We start from the raw sequence: 17,950 nt of genomic DNA on the forward strand, positions 1-17,950 counted from the left end.
TATGCGCTATGGTCTAATTAAGAAGCCTGCACACATTGCGTCTTTGTCAAAGACGTATTTAAACACGCTATTGGCCGCGCTGGTTACTTTGTGTTTGTTTAGCTGTAGTAGCACTGCACCAAGCCGCTATACACAAAAACAAGACTCTGCCCCGCGTCATGTTGCCAAAACGCCTGAAACGTTAGATGCAGTGCCAAAATACGAGGCCTACCGCATGTTTAACAGTAGACCTTACAAGGTATTAGGCAAGCACTACACCCCTATGAGCACGGGCAAAGGCTACGAAGAAGAAGGCTACGCTAGCTGGTACGGTCAAAAATTTCATGGGCACTTAACGTCAAATGGCGAAACGTACAATATGTTCGCGATGAGTGCTGCACATAAGACCCTACCATTGCCGTCATATGTGCGCGTTACAAACCTTGAAAATAACAAACAAGCTATTGTGCGAGTAAATGATAGAGGGCCTTTCCACGACAATCGCATAATTGATTTATCGTATGCCGCAGCGGTAAAACTGGGTTATCACAGCAAAGGGACAACTAAAGTAAAACTCGAAGTTATTCACTTTGATGAAAACAACAACGTGACAGTGGGTAATAAACCAACGGTGTCATACGATGAGTATCTTGGTATCGCAGTTGTACCTTCCCCGCAAATAGCAAGTCCCCCCCACAGTGAGCATTTTGAGGCAGAAGAATTGGGTGGTGATAAACAACTAGCCAAAACAACGGCGAGTGATGCAAATGGCATTTATATCCAAGTTGCAGCACTTTCTGACGCACAGAAAGCCAAGTCTATTTCGAATGTATTGTCGGCGCTTTATCAAATTCCAGCCCACCTACCTATATCGAACAATATCTACAAATTGCAATTAGGTCCTATCTTTGAAGAAGCAGTTGCAGCGGAAGTACTTGAGCAGTTAAAACAAAATGGCTATCCCAACGCATACACGGTTACTCAAACTTTGTAGCTAGCACGATTATATTGGTGATTTATCCAGCGCAAATGTGGCAACAATGTGTCATTCAACAGGCAATATCCGTATTTCTTCGCCTTGTCCCTACTCTTCACTAAACTTTTTTGATAAAACCTAGTCCTATCGCTGAGCGATGAATGCAAATCGCTAGAATTCTTATATCGCTAGCTTTCTACTAAGCCTTTCGATAGGATCATAATAACAGTCACAACACTTAAGAAACGGTGTTGAACAGAAAAGCTAAAATTGGGTCGCTCTTTAGGTAGTTCAATACCTGTTAGAGTAAGCTTCACAAATACACGGACACAACGGTCAAAGAAATTAGAACCATGCTAAAAACAATTAAACGCGCTAAACCGTCATTCCTCACCTTTGCCTTTTTAATGCTTGGCGCATTAACGCAAATGGCTAACGCTGCAGTGGTAACACCGCCGGCTCCAACCGTTGCGGCAGAAGGCTTTCTTCTTACCGACTTTGAAACCGGTCACATTATCGCGTCTAAAAACGAAGACATGCAGCTTGCGCCAGCAAGTTTGACCAAAATCATGACCATCTATGTTATCGGCAAAGAGTTGCAAGCTGGTAATATTAGCTTAGACGACGAAGTGACCATTTCAGAAAATGCGTGGGCTAAGAAGTTTCCTGACTCTTCAAAAATGTTTATTGAAGTTGGTACTCAAGTATCAGTACGCGACCTTCTACGCGGCATTGTAGTGCAATCGGGTAATGACGCTTGTGTCGCAATGGCCGAACACGTTGCAGGTTCAGAATCTGCGTTTGCTAGCATGATGAACGCGCATTCGGCTTCGCTCGGTTTAACTGGCTCTCATTGGGTGAATGCACATGGTTTACACGACCCAGACCATTACACCACTCCACGTGATATGGCCACGCTTTCTCGCGCACTTATTTCAGAGACGCCTGAAATGTACAAGATTTACAGCGAAAAAGAATTCACCTACAACGGCATTAAGCAGTACAACCGCAATAGTCTGTTGTGGGACAAGAGCCTAAACGTTGACGGTATTAAGACTGGCCACACGTCTGATGCGGGTTACAGCTTAATTACTTCAGCAGAACAAGGCGGCATGCGTTTAATCTCGGTAGTGATGGGTACAGACAGCGAACGCGCTCGAAAAGTAGAAAACAAGAAGCTGTTAAAATATGGCTTCCGCTTCTACGAAACACTGACTCCTTACGAAGCAGGCCACAGCTTTGTTGCTCACCGTATTTACATGGGTGATAGAGAAACAGTAGACCTTGGAATTAACCAATCTACCCCCATTACTATTCCACGCGGTCAAGCGGCGAACCTAGAAGCTAACTTTGAGCTAGACAAAAAGCTTGAGGCACCACTGGCGAAGGGCCAAGTAGTCGGTAAACTTTATCTTCAACTTGAAGGAGAAGATGTAGCAAGTTACCCGCTTGTGACACTTCAAGAAGTGAAAGAAGGCAGCTTCTTCAACCGCATGAAAGACTACATAATGCTTCAGCTAGGCTTTGATGATGAGTAGCGACGTATAAAATACGTCAAAAACCTAGTGGTGAAGCGGCCAGATTTGTTACAATCTGGCCGTTTTTTTATATGAGATTTACTGTACCGAGGATATCGCATGGATACCCGTTTCGACGAATTACTTGATTTTCCGACACACCAAACGTTTAAGGTAATGGGCGTTGCTCATGAAGACTTGCCTGAGCAAGTGGTAACGTGTCTACAACAACATGCCCCTGGCGACTACTCGCCAACGGTTAAACCAAGCAGCAAAGGTAGCTATCACTCAATCTCTGTTAGCGTGCGCGTTACCAGCAAAGAGCATATGGAAACCATTTATACTGAACTGGCAAAGCTTGAGCTAGTTAGGGTTGTACTATAAGTGAACGAGCAGTCAACTATCAGCAGTGATCACAACGTGATTATTCGTCAGTTAGGCCGACAATCATATGAGCCTATCTTTAAGGCTATGCAACGCTTCACCGATGAGCGAACCGCTGACACTGAAGATGAAATTTGGCTAGTGGAACACGACGCTGTATTCACCCAAGGACAAGCGGGAAAAGCTGAACATATTCTTATGCCCGGTGATATCCCAGTAGTCCAAGTGGACCGCGGTGGTCAGGTAACTTATCACGGCCCAGGTCAGCAAGTTATTTATTTAATGCTAAACATCAAACGCAGAAAGTTAGGTGTACGTCATTTAGTCACTGCGATGGAAGAAGCAGTGGTCGGATTACTTGCAAAATATGGTGTAAAAGCTTACCCGAAGCCCGACGCACCTGGCGTGTACGTGGATGAGAAAAAAGTTTGCTCCCTTGGCTTAAGAATACGTAATGGCTGCTCATTTCATGGCTTGGCGTTAAATGTTAATATGGATTTATCGCCGTTTCAGCGAATTAATCCGTGTGGATATGCAGGTATGGAAATGATTGATACTGCACGTCTAAACGGTCCCACGTCGCTTGAAATAGCGGGTAGTGAGCTAACTGACTTATTGTTAGAAGCGCTGTCCATTACCCAAACAACTTACAAAGAAGGTTTTGATGAGTAACGCACGACCGCAAGCGGGGGTTAAGCTCCGTGATGATGAAAAAGTAAAACATATTCCCGTCACCATTATTCCTACTGAAAAGGAAGAAATGCTGCGTAAACCGGAGTGGATCAAAATTAAGTTGCCTCGAACAACTGAAAAAATTGATCACATCAAGAAAACACTTCGCAAAAACAATCTGCATTCAGTATGTGAAGAAGCAAGCTGCCCTAACCTAGCAGAATGCTTTAATCACGGCACTGCAACCTTCATGATTCTGGGTGACATTTGTACTCGCCGCTGCCCATTTTGCGACGTTGCCCATGGTAAACCGTTACCACCAAGTGCAGAAGAGCCTGAAAAACTCGCTAAAACGATTGCTGAAATGAATCTTCGTTACGTGGTTATTACCTCTGTGGACCGTGATGACTTGCGCGATGGCGGTGCTCAACACTTTGTTGATTGTATTAACGCTATTCGTGAACATAGTCCATCGACCACCATTGAGGTGCTAGTGCCTGATTTCCGTGGTCGTATGGACCGTGCGCTAGAGATTTTCAAAAATGGTGTTCCTGATGTGTTCAATCACAATCTTGAAACCATTCCACGTTTGTACCGTGAATGTCGTCCAGGGGCTAATTATCAGTGGTCGCTAGATTTACTTAAGAAGTTTAAAGCGCAACACCCGGATGTGATGACTAAATCAGGTCTAATGATGGGTATGGGCGAAGAAAATGAAGAAATTGAAGGCGTACTTCGTGACCTACGTGCACATGACGTAGACATGTTAACCCTTGGTCAATATCTTCAGCCAAGCCGTCACCATTACCCTGTGAAGCGTTATGTGCACCCGAAAGAGTTTGACGCACTAGGTGACTATGCTAAAGAAATTGGTTTTACCCATGCAGCATGTGGCCCAATGGTTCGTTCAAGTTATCATGCAGACCAACAAGCAGCAGGTAAAGAAGTTAAGTAAGTCATTTTCTTTACTATGATTGCCTTTGCGGTATGTGTTTAATTAAGAAGCGGTGTTATCACCGCTTTTTTTGTGTCTTTAAATCGGAGCACTTGGATTGTCGAAATTAACGCTATTAGCGTGACAAACTAATTCGGGTTGTTAGAATGCCCGTCTTAAAAGTTTATTCCCTCGTTAACGCTAAGGGCATTCAATGCGCAAACACATATACATTGCTTATACTGGCGGAACCATCGGTATGAAGCCTTCGAAGCAAGGGTACGTCCCTGCTGCTGGCTTTTTGGCAGATACTCTTAAAAACATGCCTGAATTCCATCGCCCAGAAATGCCGTTGTTTACGCTTCATGAGTATGACAATCTCATAGACTCGTCTGACATGAACCCGTCCGATTGGCAGCGTATTGCCGATGACATAGCACAAAACTATGATGCCTATGATGGCTTTATCATTTTGCATGGTACTGACACCATGGCGTATACCGCATCGGCGCTCAGTTTCATGCTAGAAGACCTTTCTAAACCGGTTATTGTCACAGGCTCGCAAATACCACTTGCCGAATTGCGTTCAGATGGTCAGGTTAATTTATTAAACGCGCTTTATGTCGCAGCGAACTACCCTATTGCTGAGGTCGGTCTATTTTTTAACAATCGTTTACTACGCGGAAACCGCAGCAGAAAGGTGGACGCTGATGGGTTTAGCGCATTTGACTCACCTAACTTTCCGCCATTGCTTGAGGCTGGCATTAACATTCGCATTAAATCGGGAAAGCTAGCCACTACCCCATCCGATTCACTCACGGTGTCTAACGTTAAAGCACAACCGATTGGAATGGTAAGTCTCTACCCGGGCATTGCTCCAGAGGTAATTAAAAATACGCTGCAGCAACCTGTCAATGCACTCATTTTACTGAGTTATGGTGTAGGTAATGCACCACAAAACCCTGAGTTGATTGCACAGCTAAAGTATGCAAAAGCGCGCGAAATACCTGTACTTAACTGCACCCAATGTATGCGTGGTCGCGTAAATATGGGGGGCTACGCTACGGGTCATGGATTACAAGAAGTCGGCGTATTGTCAGGCAGCGATATGACACCCGAGGCAGCATTGGCGAAGCTGCATTACTTACTCAGCAAAGGCTTGTCTTTTGAAGAAATCAGTGAAAAGCTCACGCTAAACTTGCGCGGCGAGCTAAGCGAATAACAAAGGTAATACCGTGACAACAACCTATACTGGCGTATTGCGTAAAATGCGCACTCACGCAGACGATAATAATAACGTGCACTATACACTGCCCATAGGCGATGAGAATGTTGATATTAATGCGCTAATAGGCAATGAAATATCACTCACGTACAACGGCGAAATAAACTGTGTACATTGCAACCGCAAGACCAAAAAAAGCTTCAACCAAGGCTATTGTTACCCTTGCCTAATTTCACTCGCACAATGCGACAGTTGCATCATCAAGCCTGAGAAATGCCACTATCATGAAGGAACATGCCGTGAACCTGAATGGGGCGAAGCACACTGTTTTAACGAACATTTTGTCTATTTGGCGAATACTGGCACGGTTAAAGTAGGAATTACGCGACAAATCACCGAAGGCGTATCGACCCGCTGGATGGACCAAGGCGCAACACAGGCAACAGTAATGTTACGCGTACCTGACAGATTAACCAGCGGGCTTGTTGAGACGCTGTGTAAAGAGCATATTGCAGATAAAACAAACTGGCGAACAATGTTAAAAGGCAAGCCTGAGGATGTAGACTTGCTGCAAGTAAAACAAGAATTACTTGAAAAAATTGCCACCAATTTAGACGCACTAAAGCAAGAGAAAGGTTTACAAGCTGTCAGCGAAGTGACAACCACTACCCATGATATTCACTACCCTGTTAATGATTATCCGGTAAAAATTAAATCACTTAACCTGGACAAAGATCCAAGCTTTTCAGGCGTATTAAAAGGCATAAAAGGCCAATACTGGCTACTTGATAACGATAGAGTTATTAACATTAGAAAGTTTGCTGGCTACAACGCTACGCTAACATGCTAACAAGAAAAGAGAGGTTTTATGTGACCGCCAATACCTCGCTTTTTGATTATGCGACTAAACGAAGTTTCCCTTTCTTCTTTCTTTTGTGCATTGTGTAGCCGACCGATTAACGACGTACTAAAAAAGGACTTTAGCAATGCGTATCTTTCTTCTCACTCTTTTTTTCTCATTTAATTGTTTAGGCGCATCGAATGTTCCATTGCAAAAAGAACTTCAATCCATGGCCAGAGCAGATCAAACAGTGAGGAACGAGATAACTCGCATAGGGTTGGAAAATGCACCTTTTGAGCTATTCGAAAAGATGCGCTCAGTTGACAGCAAAAACACCGCAAGACTAAAAGCTATCGTTAAAAAGCACTCATGGGTAAATGAAAAATCAGTAGGCAAAGATGGCGTTAACGCTGCTTTTTTGATTGTTCAACACTCGCCTGATTATGCTTTTCAAGAAGAAATGCTCCCTGTGTTAAAACGTTCATACTTAAATGGTGAAGGCATTTCAGGTCAAGAGCTTGCGCTTTTAACAGACCGAGTTTTGGTTCATCAAGATAAACAACAAGTGTATGGCACTCAGTTAAATATTGAAGATGGTGAGTTAGTGTTTGACCCAATTTACGATATTGATAACGTAGACAGTAGAAGAGCCGAAGTTGGGCTACCTTCATTGGAAGAATATAAAAAGTTAATATCAAAAGCCTATGGAATGCCGGTGAAATAACAAGCTAAGGAAAGAAGATGCAAACATTATTAATTATGGGTGTGCCAGTAATAGTCATTTTATTAGTCATCGTGACCCTAAAATTAAGAGAGTTGTTCAGCTACTTAGCGATAGTCGGATTAACTGTCATGTCTACGTTTACCGTGGAGTTTCTTTTCTGCTCTGTCCTTAAAACACAATGTCAGCCTGACCCGCTAAATTCAGTAGGCCTCATTATTCATTCGTTCATTGTAATAACAATATGTTCGGTCATTTACGCCATTATGCCGAGTCGATTTAAGAAAATTTCTTAATAAAACGTGACAGTAAAAAACACGCCGCGTAAGAGCAGCGCACTTTGTAACTCAAACTACATGTAAAAAAACTCAACGCCAATATTCAAAATAGTCTTGTGTATTTCGTTGTGGCTTAGGGGCAGGCTTAAATGCTGGCGTACCTAGATATAAAAAACCAACTATTTCATCGTCTTCAGCCAAACCAAAACCGTTCTTTACGGTATCGCATTGCGCGTAGCTACCTGTGCGCCACATGCCATTAAAACCTTGTGCTACGGCTGCCATTTGCATTGCCATTATGCTGCAACTTGCCGATGCAATCTGCTCGACGCGCGGTACTTTTTCATGCTCGTGATACTTAGCAATAGCCACTATCACCATAGGTGCACGATGAGGTAACTGAACAGCCCTATCAATTTCTTTTTGTGACTTTCCGTTTTCAATAGCAGATTGCTCGTAGAGCGCACCTAACTTGTCTAACCCTTTTCCTTCACAGACAATAAATCGCCACGGCGTTAAACACGCATGATCAGGCGCTCTAAGCGCTGCCTGCATAATATTTTCAAGTTCATCACCGCTTGGTGCTGGTGCTGACAATCTGGGCTGAGAGCTTCTGTTAAGTAGTAGGGTTAATGCATCCACGTGCAACCTCCAGCTGTAAAATAGTGTAATTTAAATTCGCGAATGTTGAGCTTTGCGTTAAGGATGTACCGCAAAGGTTTACACGCGCTAGCTGTAATGATCCTACGACTGCACAATAAAAAAGACCAGAAATTTCCGGTCTTTATCAAGGTTTATCTATTCAAAGCGTTCGCTCTTAGATGGTGTAAAAAAGTAATCGACACTAACGTACCTACCGCCACCGTAGAAAAACAAAACAAGCAGCATGACAAAATAGGTTGCAGCAAACTCAATCCCGTTATTTAGCACTACAAAGTTACCACTGGAAGTCAGCCAGTCATAATTTCCGTATTCTTGAAGCAATGACTTGGCCGCCGCGAGTTTTTCGGGTGCAGATAAAATACTTTCGCTGTGAAGAATGGTACCGTCAGCAAGCCACGACGACGCATCAGCAATTGCTAACCAGCCGTTTTCTGCATGCACACTCACCATGGCAACAACCATCGTTATCATTAAAGGGATAGAGACTAGTCGTGTTAATACACCAAATAGAATTAGCACACCACCTACGAGTTCAGCGGCTGTGGCCAAAAATGCTAACACCATTGGAAAAGGCAGGCCCAAACCATAGTCCTCATTGCCGAACCACTCTACAATACTTTCAAAGCTTGATGCTTTATTCCAACCCGCTTGAATCATTACTGGTGCTAAATAAAGTCGCAACAAAAGCAGTGGTATACCATCGGCGTGTCGTAAACTTTTAACTACTCGTGTATATAGGCCTATCATTATTGTTATCCTTATCGGTATTTATACTTTAAAAGAACGGTGGTTTATGAAAAATCTTTCATCTCAAAACGATAACCATTCACCGTTTTTGCGAATAATGCAAAAAGGTCACAAAAAAACGGGGTATAAAAAAACGTCAGGTAACCTATTGTTAACGCTAAGCGAAAACGACCACAAACGTATTGCACAACTCATCGCCAAATGGATCGAGGATGAAAATGAGAAAAGTGATAGCGCCAAATAAAAAGTTACAATTAAATTCGCGATCTTACTCGTTTTCGGTAACATAATAGGCTTATATACGTTTATACGCTGAACGCGTTGCGCTAAAGCAGCAAGAGTTCATTGATTAAATTTAGAAAAGGTAGTGATTTATGGCAGCCAAAGGAAGTTGGACGAAATCCTTGTTTATTGGCTTGTGGACGGTGCTAAACTTTACCCGCAAACTGTTTTTTAACATCATCTTTTTGGTTATTTTTGTTGGTCTTATCATCGCCATTACTAGCCAAGATGGTGATCAACTCACCGTGAAATCAAACAGCGCGCTATTTCTAACACTCAATGGCCAATTGGTAATTGAAAAAGAAAGCGTTGACCCTTTCGAGCAATTCATTCAAGAGTCGTTGGGTGACCAACCTGAAAATCCGGAAGTACTGGTACGCGATGTAGTAAAAGTACTAGAAAATGCACAGAAAGACCGCCGTATTAAAGCGTTAGTGCTTGACCTTCAGGGCCTTCGTGGCGGTGGTTTAGATAAATTGCGTACTGTTGCCAACGCTATCGATGAATTTAAAACGTCTGAGAAACCAGTGTATGCAATTGGTGATTACTTTTCTCAGGACCAATACTATCTTGCTGCCCATGCCGACCATATCTATTTGAATCCTATGGGTGGTCTAATGTTTGAAGGCTACGGTCGTTATGGCATGTATTTCAAAGATATGCTGGAAAAACTCAAGGTTACTACACACATTTTCCGTGTAGGAACTTATAAGTCGGCAGTAGAGCCAATAATACGTAACGACATGTCAGAAGACGCTAAGCGTGCCGAAAAGCAGTGGCTAGATGGCTACTGGGCACAGTATAAAGCAGACGTTGCAAAAGCTCGTGGTATCGACGAAGCTAACTTTGACGAAACGCTACAAGGCTTGTTGGATAAATTCGAAGCGGCTGGCGGTGACTTTGCTCAATACGCGCTTGAATACAACTGGGTAGATGCACTTAAAACCCGTGAAGAAGTGCGCCAAGAACTTGTTGAGTTAGTTGGCAAGGATGAAAATCAACTTGGTATTAACTACACCGCTTTCAACACGTACTTGAAGGTGGTCAACCCACCGATGCCAGTGGTTAACAACGATATCGATAAAGTCGCGATTGTCGTCGCCAAAGGTACTATTTTAGATGGTAACCAAAAAGCGGGCACGGTAGGTGGTGACAGTACTGCAAAGTTATTGCGAAAAGCGCGTTTTGACGACAATGTTAAGGCTGTCGTACTACAAATCGATTCGCCGGGAGGCAGCGCGTTTGCTTCTGAGATTATACGTCAGGAAGTACTTGAACTTCAGCGTGCTGGCAAACCGGTTATTGCTTCAATGAGCACCTACGCAGCATCAGGTGGTTATTGGATTGCAGCAAGTGCCGATCGCATTATCGCTAGCCCTAGTACTATTACCGGTTCTATTGGTGTATTTGGCATGTTTATGACTTACGAAAATTCACTGGATTACTTAGGTATTCACAGTGATGGCGTAGGCTCTACAGAACTTACTGGTTTTTCTGCGGCCCGCCCCCTTGCGCCAGAGTTTGGTCAAATACTTCAGCGCAATGTCGAGAACACCTATGGCAATTTCTTATCACTGGTATCAAACGCACGTAATATGTCTGTTGAAGAGGTTGATAAGGTAGCACAAGGCCGCGTATGGATTGGTAGTGATGCCATTGACTTAGGACTTGTCGATCAACTAGGCACTTTAGATGATGCCGTTACCGCCGCTGCGGAAATGGCTGAACTTGAAAACTTCGATACTTTCTATGTACAGCGTACTCTTTCTGCTCAGGAAATATTCTGGAAAGAATTTTTCGGACAAGCAATGGCAGTAGTCGGTAAATGGCAATTTGCAAATACAGACACGGCGTTGGTCAATGAACTAAAACGCGTTCTCAATGAAGTAAGTACAGTGACCAAATTGAACGATCCGAAAGGTACCTATGTGCTTTGCTTACCTTGCGATGTAAAATAGCGCCTTAAAAAGGGTAACCGCTACGCGTCTATTAGCTAGCGGTTACCCAATGGCCTAATCTGTAGAGTAAGAAAACATCGCAACACATGATTTATCACCAGAGCAGCGTCAAGTTATACAAGACGCTGTTTTTGTTTGTTACGAGCGTGCAGAACGATTCTTCGACAAACACTTCCCTCGCCCATCGATTAGCTATCGACGCTCTGGAAAGAACGCAGGTACCGCGTTTTTACAACAAAACAGAATTAACTTTCACCCAATACTATACAAAGACAATACCAGCGCTTTTTTGCAAGATGTCGTTCCTCACGAAGTTAGCCATCTATTAACTTGGCAATTATATGGAAAAGTTAAACCTCACGGCATCGAGTGGCAAGCTATCATGAAGCAGGTTTTCGGGTGCATGCCAAATACGACGCATAGTTTTGATATAGGAAACACCACCAATACAGTAAATTACCACTGCTTATGCGATAACTACGCACTTACTATTAGACGGCATAATAAGATTCTTAAGGGGGCTCAGTATCGCTGTAAGAAGTGTAACGGTATACTTGAGCGTACGTAAGAGCACTAGCGCTCGATAAACGCGCATTTAAAGCGACACACAATTAACTATATTGGTGTTTGTTGAGCGCTTTAGTTGAACCAGTGTTTAGTGAATACACTGTCTAAGTCGTTAAACGCCGTTTTTAGTAGGTGAGCCAGCTCTTTATACTTTGGCTTAGACTTAATTGATGCAACATTACATCCCTGAGATCGCATTTTGGAATGAATATCCTGATACCAACTTTTAAGCTGGGGCGGTAGATACTGGTCGGAACGGTGTCCAAGCCACAACAATCCTTGCATGGGAAGACTTAGAAAAAACGCACCAATCGCGATTGTCTGCGGCAAATACTCCACACCAAGATTTTGCAATAGTAACGCACAGGACACAATGGCAACCGGCGGCATGGTTTTAATGGCAAACTTGGTTGCTGCAATCACTCGACACTCAGGGAAGTAAGCGTATAGCTCCTTCTTTACAGGCCATGTCTTCATGTATTGCTGTCCATCTTTTAACAACGTGATCACCGATTGAGACATGCTTCACCTCTGCGCCTAAAATCATGCATAACCAAAAAGAATGCGTAATTTATTATCACCATTCCTAAGTCAAATTGTAATCGTCTTTTGGGCTAATACAAGACTGTTTGTGGGTTTTATACGCCTACTTATCTTAAGACACAGAAACCTAACAGAAGTTTAATTTCATTGGTGAGCGTATCATTTTACGCCGTTTGTTCGTCGCAAAAATAAGGTCAATGGTAATTGTTTTAGCAAAAAAGCATACATCAAAGACTAACTTGCTCTAAAAGAGGCGCTACTCTTTGAGTGACATTTTCATCGCTAAAAGGCATCATAGCTGCCTTTAATGTATAACAACAAAAAGAAACGCAGTGATAAGGTTGATTTAATCATGATTGCCCTTACCTAGCGTTCTAAGAGATTTAATAAAGTAGCCCGCTTGGGTGAATTATTTGGAGACGAAAATGGCAGAAAGCAGACACGTCCGTCTACTTATCTTGGGTTCAGGCCCCGCGGGTTATTCAGCTGCAGTTTACGCGGCACGCGCTAACTTAGAACCTGTACTTCTAACTGGTATTCAACAAGGCGGACAGCTTACTACCACTACTGAAGTGGAGAACTGGCCAGGCGACCCGGAAGGACTTACTGGTCCAGACCTAATGGTGCGTATGCAAAAGCACGCCGAAAAATTTGATACCGAAATCATTTTTGACCACATCAACAAAACTGACCTAACCAAACGTCCATTCACCTTGTACGGTGACAGTGGTACGTATACGTGTGATGCGCTTATCATCGCAACAGGTGCTTCGGCGAAATACCTTGGTATGGAGTCAGAGCAAGCGTTCATGGGCAAAGGTGTGTCTGCATGTGCAACGTGTGATGGATTCTTCTATCGCAATCAAAAAGTAGCCGTTGTGGGCGGTGGGAATACAGCGGTAGAAGAAGCGCTTTATTTATCAAACATTGCCTCTGAAGTTCATGTGATCCACAGAAGAGATAGCTTTAGAAGTGAGAAAATTCTTGAGCAGCGTCTTCGTGACAAAGCTGAGAACGGTAACGTTGTTTTACACCTAAATCGCACACTTGACGAAGTACTTGGTGATGAAATGGGCGTAACCAAGATCCGCATTAAAGACACAAACAGCGATGCCACTGAAGAACTTGATGTAATGGGTCTTTTCATTGCGATTGGTCACAAGCCGAACACCGACATTTTCGATGGTCAGCTAGAAATGAAAGACGGTTATATCGTGGTTAACAGCGGTACAAATGGTAATGCAACGCAAACCAGTGTAGAGGGCGTATTTGCCGCTGGTGACGTGAGTGATCACATTTACCGCCAAGCAATAACATCTGCGGGAACGGGCTGTATGGCCGCGCTTGACGCAGAAAAATTCCTTGATGGATTTATGCCAGAACAAGGCTAAAAACTGTAATTTGGCCCTGTAGTTTGCAGGGCCCCTACCGACTTATGATCGCTTTACATTATATTGAAGAAGGTGCTCCCTTCCCTCCTGTAGACACTGCTTTGAGCGATCCAAGTGGCTTGCTAGCGTTTGGTGCGGACCTTAGTCCCCCTCGTTTGTTTTCAGCATACTCTCAAGGCATATTTCCTTGGTTTAGCGATGATGAACCACTTTTGTGGTGGTCGCCCGACCCAAGGGCAATCATTGACTTGGATGATTTCATTGCTAGTAAGAGTCTGCGAAAACTGGCTCGTAAGCAACAATATCCTGTGACGCTCAATCATGCTTTCGAAGAAGTGATTGAAGCGTGCTCGTCGATTCCACGCAAAAGCCCTAATAACGATGGATTATCAACCGACACGTGGATTACAGAGGATATGATGGATGCGTATAAGCATTTACACACTTTGGGTTTAGCGCATTCTGTAGAAGTATGGGATGGCGATGATCTAGTCGGCGGTTTATATGGCGTAGGAATAGGCAAAGTCTTTTGTGGTGAGTCAATGTTCCATACTAAGAGCAATACGTCTAAGTTGGCCATGCTAGCCTTAGTTGAACATATGAAACAGCAGAACATGGCATTTATAGATTGTCAGTTGCCAACGGAGCATTTGATGTCTTTGGGTGCAAAAAGCGTTTCGCGGGGTCAGTTTGTTGAAAAACTGCAGAAGAACAACCACACTTTAAATGAAGAAGGCGCACTATTGCCTAATTACCTAGCAAGGTGGCAACCAAAGGTTATTACGCCATGAAGTTCGGTATTACACATTCATTTACGTGTAGTTACTTGCCTGAAGAGCAAGAACAATTACTTGTGTATGCTGAAAACAATGATTTTCAAGCGTGGCGTTATGCTCAACTTATTCAAGCGGGGTTTAGACGCAGCGGTGAACAAATTTACCGGCCACATTGCCCTAGCTGCAAAGCATGTAAATCAGTGCGAATTCCAGTAGATGCATTTACCCCCTCTCGCAGTCAAAAGCGCATACTGAAAAGCAACAAGCCATTTTCGGTTAAGTTTGCCAACACACCAGCAGCATCATATTATCCGCTGTATGAACGCTATATCACCGAGCGTCACGCTGACGGGAGTATGTATCCTCCTTCGCAGGAACAGTTCGACAATTTCGTGTTGTGTGATTGGATGAAGACGCACTTTCTAGAAGCGTATGATGGAGACAAGCTTATTGCCGTTGCTGTGACCGACGTTATCGACGAAAACAATCAACTACTGGCATTATCGGCACTGTACACATTTTTCGACCCTGATTACGAGCGACATTCGTTAGGTACCTGGATGATATTGCAGCAAATTGAACAGGCGCAATTGTTGGGGCATCAGTATCTTTATCTAGGATATTACGTGGAAGGTTGCCAAAAAATGTCGTACAAACACAAGTTTCTGCCATTTGAGCAATTTGTTGATAATCAATGGCAGCTTATTTCAACAACAAACCCATAATCCTGACCAAGCGCGGATTAGTGTGCTTTTCTAAACTATTTAGCTGAAAATACATTAATTACTTTACACTGAACCCAAGATTGGGTAAGGTCTGCGCGGCAAAAATTTTGAATTACTGAGGTAACTGCTTTACATGGCAAAAGAAGATTGTATTGAAATGGAAGGTACTGTGTTAGACACACTACCTAACACTATGTTCCGCGTTGAACTAGAAAACGGTCACGTAGTGACTGCGCACATCTCTGGTAAAATGCGTAAGAACTATATCCGAATTCTTACTGGCGATAAGGTCACCGTTGAGATGACTCCTTACGATTTGACCAAAGGTCGTATCGTTTATCGCGCAAGATAATGAGCCATTGAAGCGGTAACGCATTGTTAAAAGCCCGGTCTATTACCGGGCTTTTTTGTGCATTTCACTATGCACAAAAAAGGGGCTAGCAAACGCTAGCCCCTTTTATACATTATTTTGTAATTTGTATTACTGTGGCGATTAACTCGGCTCAGGTTCTTCTGAAGTAGCATCCACACCTGCGTATTCAAACGTCAGTTTGTCTTCTACACAATCAACTTTAACGTTTCCGCCTTTCACCAGTTCACCAAACAATAACTCGTTGGCCAGTTCCTTCTTAAGCTCATCTTTAATTAGACGCGCCATAGGTCTTGCGCCCATCGCTTTGTCGTAGCCCTTTTCAGCAAGGTAAGCTCTTGCTGCACTGCTTACTTCAAACGACACGCCTTTAGCATCTAACTGCGCCTGAAGCTCAATAATGAACTTATCAACAACCTGCAGGATGACCTCTGAGTCAAGGTGGTTAAACCAAATGATCCCGTCGAGGCGATTTCTAAATTCAGGCGTGAATACCTTGTTGATCTCGCTCATAGCATCATGACTATGGTCTTGCTGTTTAAAGCCAATAGACTTGCGTACGGTTTCCTGAACACCAGCATTGGTAGTCATGACAAGCACTACGTTTCTGAAGTCCACTTTTCGGCCGTTATTGTCGGTTAACGTACCATGGTCCATAACTTGAAGAAGAATATTGTAAATATCGCTATGCGCTTTTTCAATTTCGTCTAAGAGCACCACAGAATACGGGTTTTTAATAACTGCATCCGTCAACAAACCACCTTGATCAAATCCTACGTAGCCAGGAGGCGCACCTATTAAGCGGCTCACCGCATGACGCTCCATGTACTCAGACATATCAAAGCGAACGAGCTCCACGCCCATGATTTTAGCGAGTTGCTGTGTGACCTCGGTTTTACCCACACCCGTTGGACCTGCAAATAAGAAGCTACCTATAGGCTTAGTTTCTGTACCAAGACCAGAGCGAGACAATAAGATTGCATCGTTAAGGGTCTCTATGGCCTTGTCTTGGCCAAATACCACCATTTTAAGGTTGCGCCCTAGATTCTTGAGTACTTCTTTGTCAGACGCCGATACAGACTTCTCTGGAATTCTCGCCATTTTAGCTATGATTTGCTCAATATCGCCTACTCCAATTGTCTTCTTGCGCTTTGACGGCGGCAACAAGCGCTGACTAGCACCCGCTTCATCCATAACATCTATTGCTTTATCAGGGAGGTGACGCTCATTGATGTACTTAGCTGACAACTCAGCAGCAGCCTGAATTGCCTTTTGTGTGAAACGCACATTATGGTGCTCTTCGTAGCGACTTTTTAGCCCTAACAAAATTTTCGTCGTATCGCTAACACTTGGCTCAGTAACGTCGACTTTTTGGAAGCGACGAGCGAGTGCGCGATCTTTCTCAAATATACCTTGATACTCTTGATAAGTCGTTGAACCAATACAGCGCAATTCGCCACTAGAAAGTTTCGGCTTAAGCAAGTTCGATGCATCCATTACACCGCCCGATGCGGCACCAGCACCAATAATGGTATGGATTTCATCAATAAACAAAATAGCGTTTTTGTCTTTGCCCAATTCTTTCAAGATAGCTTTAAGACGTTTCTCAAAGTCACCGCGGTATTTTGTACCTGCTAACAGACCGCCCAAGTCCAGTGAGTACACTGTACTTTCTGCAATAACTTCTGGCACATCGTCATTGACGATACGATACGCTAACCCTTCGGCGATAGCCGTTTTACCCACACCGGCCTCACCCACCAATAGCGGGTTATTTTTCCGTCGGCGACATAAGATTTGGATAGTGCGCTCCACTTCAGAATCTCTGCCAATAAGCGGATCAATTTTTCCATCTTTAGCATGTCGATTAAGGTCAGTGGCGTATTTACTAAGCGCTGAACCACTTTCTTCGCCAGCTTCGCCCTCTTCAGAGGCTTCTGGATTTACAGGTTCATCATCGTCGGCTTTACTTACACCGTGGCTAATAAAGTTAACAACATCCAAACGAGTAACATCCGCTTTTTTGAGAATGTATACCGCTTGCGATTCTTGCTCACTAAAGATAGCAACAAGTACGTTAGCACCAGTGACTTCATCTTTGCCTGACGACTGTACATGGAATACAGCACGCTGAAGTACGCGCTGAAAGCCTAACGTTGGCTGTGTTTCACGCTCGTTAATCTGGTCATCTAGAATCAGTGGCGTGGTATCTTTCACGAAAGAGAGAAGCTCACTTTTAATTGCTTCTATATCCGCACCACAAGCTTTGAGTGCATCACGAGCAGCTGAGTTATCAAGCAGTGCCAACAACAAGTGCTCAACCGTCATAAACTCATGACGGTGCTCTCTGGCAAATACAAACGCGCTATTTAGCGTTTGTTCTAATTCTTTATTTAACATA

Annotated in this window: 20 protein-coding genes; 16 read left to right on the forward strand and 4 right to left on the reverse strand. The window is 43.5% G+C overall.

Annotated features, from left to right (window positions below; translation table 11 throughout):
• The first annotated feature begins 1 nt into the window (after position 1).
• The 9 genes from LHL20_RS13995 (at position 2) to LHL20_RS14035 (ending at position 7,545) form a co-directional block, all read left to right on the forward strand.
• Complete coding sequence (locus LHL20_RS13995) at positions 2 to 973, forward strand: septal ring lytic transglycosylase RlpA family protein (RefSeq protein WP_226433737.1); 972 nt, start codon at positions 2 to 4, stop codon at positions 971 to 973.
• Positions 974 to 1,308: 335 nt separating this feature from the next.
• Entirely contained in the window at positions 1,309 to 2,493 is a 1,185-nt protein-coding gene (locus LHL20_RS14000; protein ID WP_226433738.1) for a D-alanyl-D-alanine carboxypeptidase family protein, read from the forward strand.
• 99 nt (positions 2,494 to 2,592) lie between these two features.
• Positions 2,593 to 2,856, forward strand: a complete 264-nt coding sequence (gene ybeD, locus LHL20_RS14005; RefSeq protein WP_159625775.1) for a DUF493 family protein YbeD — start codon at positions 2,593 to 2,595, stop codon at positions 2,854 to 2,856.
• Positions 2,857 to 3,528, forward strand: a complete 672-nt coding sequence (gene lipB, locus LHL20_RS14010) for a lipoyl(octanoyl) transferase LipB (protein ID WP_202261631.1) — start codon at positions 2,857 to 2,859, stop codon at positions 3,526 to 3,528.
• Entirely contained in the window at positions 3,521 to 4,483 is a 963-nt protein-coding gene (gene lipA / locus LHL20_RS14015; protein WP_202261632.1) for a lipoyl synthase, read from the forward strand. Before lipB ends, lipA begins: the two co-directional genes overlap by 8 nt.
• Positions 4,484 to 4,676: 193 nt before the next feature.
• Complete coding sequence (gene ansA / locus LHL20_RS14020; RefSeq protein WP_226433739.1) at positions 4,677 to 5,684, forward strand: asparaginase; 1,008 nt, start codon at positions 4,677 to 4,679, stop codon at positions 5,682 to 5,684.
• A 13-nt stretch (positions 5,685 to 5,697) separates the two neighbouring features.
• Positions 5,698 to 6,537, forward strand: coding sequence for a DUF2797 domain-containing protein (locus tag LHL20_RS14025; protein ID WP_226433740.1), 840 nt, complete (start codon positions 5,698 to 5,700; stop codon positions 6,535 to 6,537).
• Positions 6,538 to 6,673: 136 nt separating this feature from the next.
• Entirely contained in the window at positions 6,674 to 7,252 is a 579-nt protein-coding gene (locus LHL20_RS14030; RefSeq protein WP_319003234.1) for a DUF6624 domain-containing protein, read from the forward strand.
• 17 nt (positions 7,253 to 7,269) lie between these two features.
• A complete protein-coding gene (locus tag LHL20_RS14035) occupies positions 7,270 to 7,545 on the forward strand; it encodes a hypothetical protein (protein WP_226433742.1) in 276 nt (91 codons plus the stop codon).
• A gap of 72 nt (positions 7,546 to 7,617) precedes the next feature.
• Here LHL20_RS14035 and LHL20_RS14040 read toward each other — a convergent pair whose 3' ends face one another.
• Together LHL20_RS14040 and LHL20_RS14045 are read right to left on the reverse strand one after the other, a co-directional pair.
• Positions 7,618 to 8,169 (reverse strand): NAD(P)H nitroreductase, encoded by a 552-nt coding sequence (locus LHL20_RS14040; protein ID WP_226433743.1) that lies wholly within the window; start codon positions 8,167 to 8,169, stop codon positions 7,618 to 7,620.
• Positions 8,170 to 8,325: 156 nt separating this feature from the next.
• Complete coding sequence (locus LHL20_RS14045; protein ID WP_226433744.1) at positions 8,326 to 8,937, reverse strand: HvfX family Cu-binding RiPP maturation protein; 612 nt, start codon at positions 8,935 to 8,937, stop codon at positions 8,326 to 8,328.
• A gap of 46 nt (positions 8,938 to 8,983) precedes the next feature.
• Between LHL20_RS14045 and LHL20_RS14050 the strand changes: the two genes are divergently transcribed.
• From LHL20_RS14050 to LHL20_RS14060, 3 genes are all read left to right on the forward strand, one after another.
• Entirely contained in the window at positions 8,984 to 9,181 is a 198-nt protein-coding gene (locus LHL20_RS14050; protein ID WP_226433745.1) for a hypothetical protein, read from the forward strand.
• A gap of 130 nt (positions 9,182 to 9,311) precedes the next feature.
• Positions 9,312 to 11,177 (forward strand): signal peptide peptidase SppA, encoded by a 1,866-nt coding sequence (sppA, locus tag LHL20_RS14055; protein WP_226433746.1) that lies wholly within the window; start codon positions 9,312 to 9,314, stop codon positions 11,175 to 11,177.
• 115 nt (positions 11,178 to 11,292) lie between these two features.
• The gene (locus LHL20_RS14060) at positions 11,293 to 11,745 is read left to right on the forward strand and encodes a SprT family zinc-dependent metalloprotease (protein ID WP_226433760.1); all 453 of its coding nucleotides are present in this window, start codon (positions 11,293 to 11,295) and stop codon (positions 11,743 to 11,745) included.
• 71 nt (positions 11,746 to 11,816) lie between these two features.
• On the opposite strand, the gene yfbV is transcribed toward LHL20_RS14060, so the two are convergent.
• Entirely contained in the window at positions 11,817 to 12,266 is a 450-nt protein-coding gene (gene yfbV, locus LHL20_RS14065; protein ID WP_226433747.1) for a terminus macrodomain insulation protein YfbV, read from the reverse strand.
• Between the two features lie 446 nt (positions 12,267 to 12,712).
• Between yfbV and trxB the strand changes: the two genes are divergently transcribed.
• The 4 genes from trxB to infA all read left to right on the forward strand — a co-directional run bounded on the left by trxB (position 12,713) and on the right by infA (position 15,531).
• The gene (trxB, locus tag LHL20_RS14070; RefSeq protein ID WP_159625795.1) at positions 12,713 to 13,678 is read left to right on the forward strand and encodes a thioredoxin-disulfide reductase; all 966 of its coding nucleotides are present in this window, start codon (positions 12,713 to 12,715) and stop codon (positions 13,676 to 13,678) included.
• A 44-nt stretch (positions 13,679 to 13,722) separates the two neighbouring features.
• Positions 13,723 to 14,469, forward strand: a complete 747-nt coding sequence (gene aat / locus LHL20_RS14075; protein WP_226433748.1) for a leucyl/phenylalanyl-tRNA--protein transferase — start codon at positions 13,723 to 13,725, stop codon at positions 14,467 to 14,469.
• Entirely contained in the window at positions 14,466 to 15,179 is a 714-nt protein-coding gene (locus LHL20_RS14080; protein WP_226433749.1) for an arginyltransferase, read from the forward strand. Before aat ends, LHL20_RS14080 begins: the two co-directional genes overlap by 4 nt.
• Positions 15,180 to 15,312: 133 nt before the next feature.
• Positions 15,313 to 15,531 (forward strand): translation initiation factor IF-1, encoded by a 219-nt coding sequence (infA, locus tag LHL20_RS14085; protein ID WP_014949333.1) that lies wholly within the window; start codon positions 15,313 to 15,315, stop codon positions 15,529 to 15,531.
• Between the two features lie 141 nt (positions 15,532 to 15,672).
• Here the strand turns inward: infA and clpA are convergent, their stop codons facing one another.
• Positions 15,673 to 17,949: an ATP-dependent Clp protease ATP-binding subunit ClpA gene (clpA, locus tag LHL20_RS14090; protein ID WP_226433750.1), complete on the reverse strand. Its 2,277-nt coding sequence runs from the start codon at positions 17,947 to 17,949 to the stop codon at positions 15,673 to 15,675.
• Position 17,950: the final 1 nt, after the last annotated feature.

It is taken from the genome of Alteromonas sp. McT4-15, from assembly GCF_020515205.1.
Classification (GTDB): domain Bacteria; phylum Pseudomonadota; class Gammaproteobacteria; order Enterobacterales; family Alteromonadaceae; genus Alteromonas.

Excerpts from the sequence above, each read along its gene's own strand:
- LHL20_RS14000 (WP_226433738.1), top strand. The coding sequence starts at position 1,309 with ATGCTAAAAACAATTAAACGCGCTAAACCGTCATTCCTCACCTTTGCC.
- LHL20_RS14080 (WP_226433749.1), top strand. The coding sequence starts at position 14,466 with ATGAAGTTCGGTATTACACATTCATTTACGTGTAGTTACTTGCCTGAA.
- clpA (WP_226433750.1), bottom strand. The coding sequence starts at position 17,949 with ATGTTAAATAAAGAATTAGAACAAACGCTAAATAGCGCGTTTGTATTT.
- ybeD (WP_159625775.1), top strand. The coding sequence starts at position 2,593 with ATGGATACCCGTTTCGACGAATTACTTGATTTTCCGACACACCAAACG.
- yfbV (WP_226433747.1), bottom strand. The coding sequence starts at position 12,266 with ATGTCTCAATCGGTGATCACGTTGTTAAAAGATGGACAGCAATACATG.
- LHL20_RS14030 (WP_319003234.1), top strand. The coding sequence starts at position 6,674 with ATGCGTATCTTTCTTCTCACTCTTTTTTTCTCATTTAATTGTTTAGGC.
- sppA (WP_226433746.1), top strand. The coding sequence starts at position 9,312 with ATGGCAGCCAAAGGAAGTTGGACGAAATCCTTGTTTATTGGCTTGTGG.
- LHL20_RS14050 (WP_226433745.1), top strand. The coding sequence starts at position 8,984 with ATGAAAAATCTTTCATCTCAAAACGATAACCATTCACCGTTTTTGCGA.
- infA (WP_014949333.1), top strand. The coding sequence starts at position 15,313 with ATGGCAAAAGAAGATTGTATTGAAATGGAAGGTACTGTGTTAGACACA.
- LHL20_RS14035 (WP_226433742.1), top strand. The coding sequence starts at position 7,270 with ATGCAAACATTATTAATTATGGGTGTGCCAGTAATAGTCATTTTATTA.
- lipA (WP_202261632.1), top strand. The coding sequence starts at position 3,521 with ATGAGTAACGCACGACCGCAAGCGGGGGTTAAGCTCCGTGATGATGAA.
- LHL20_RS13995 (WP_226433737.1), top strand. The coding sequence starts at position 2 with ATGCGCTATGGTCTAATTAAGAAGCCTGCACACATTGCGTCTTTGTCA.
- aat (WP_226433748.1), top strand. The coding sequence starts at position 13,723 with ATGATCGCTTTACATTATATTGAAGAAGGTGCTCCCTTCCCTCCTGTA.
- LHL20_RS14045 (WP_226433744.1), bottom strand. The coding sequence starts at position 8,937 with ATGATAGGCCTATATACACGAGTAGTTAAAAGTTTACGACACGCCGAT.
- ansA (WP_226433739.1), top strand. The coding sequence starts at position 4,677 with ATGCGCAAACACATATACATTGCTTATACTGGCGGAACCATCGGTATG.
- trxB (WP_159625795.1), top strand. The coding sequence starts at position 12,713 with ATGGCAGAAAGCAGACACGTCCGTCTACTTATCTTGGGTTCAGGCCCC.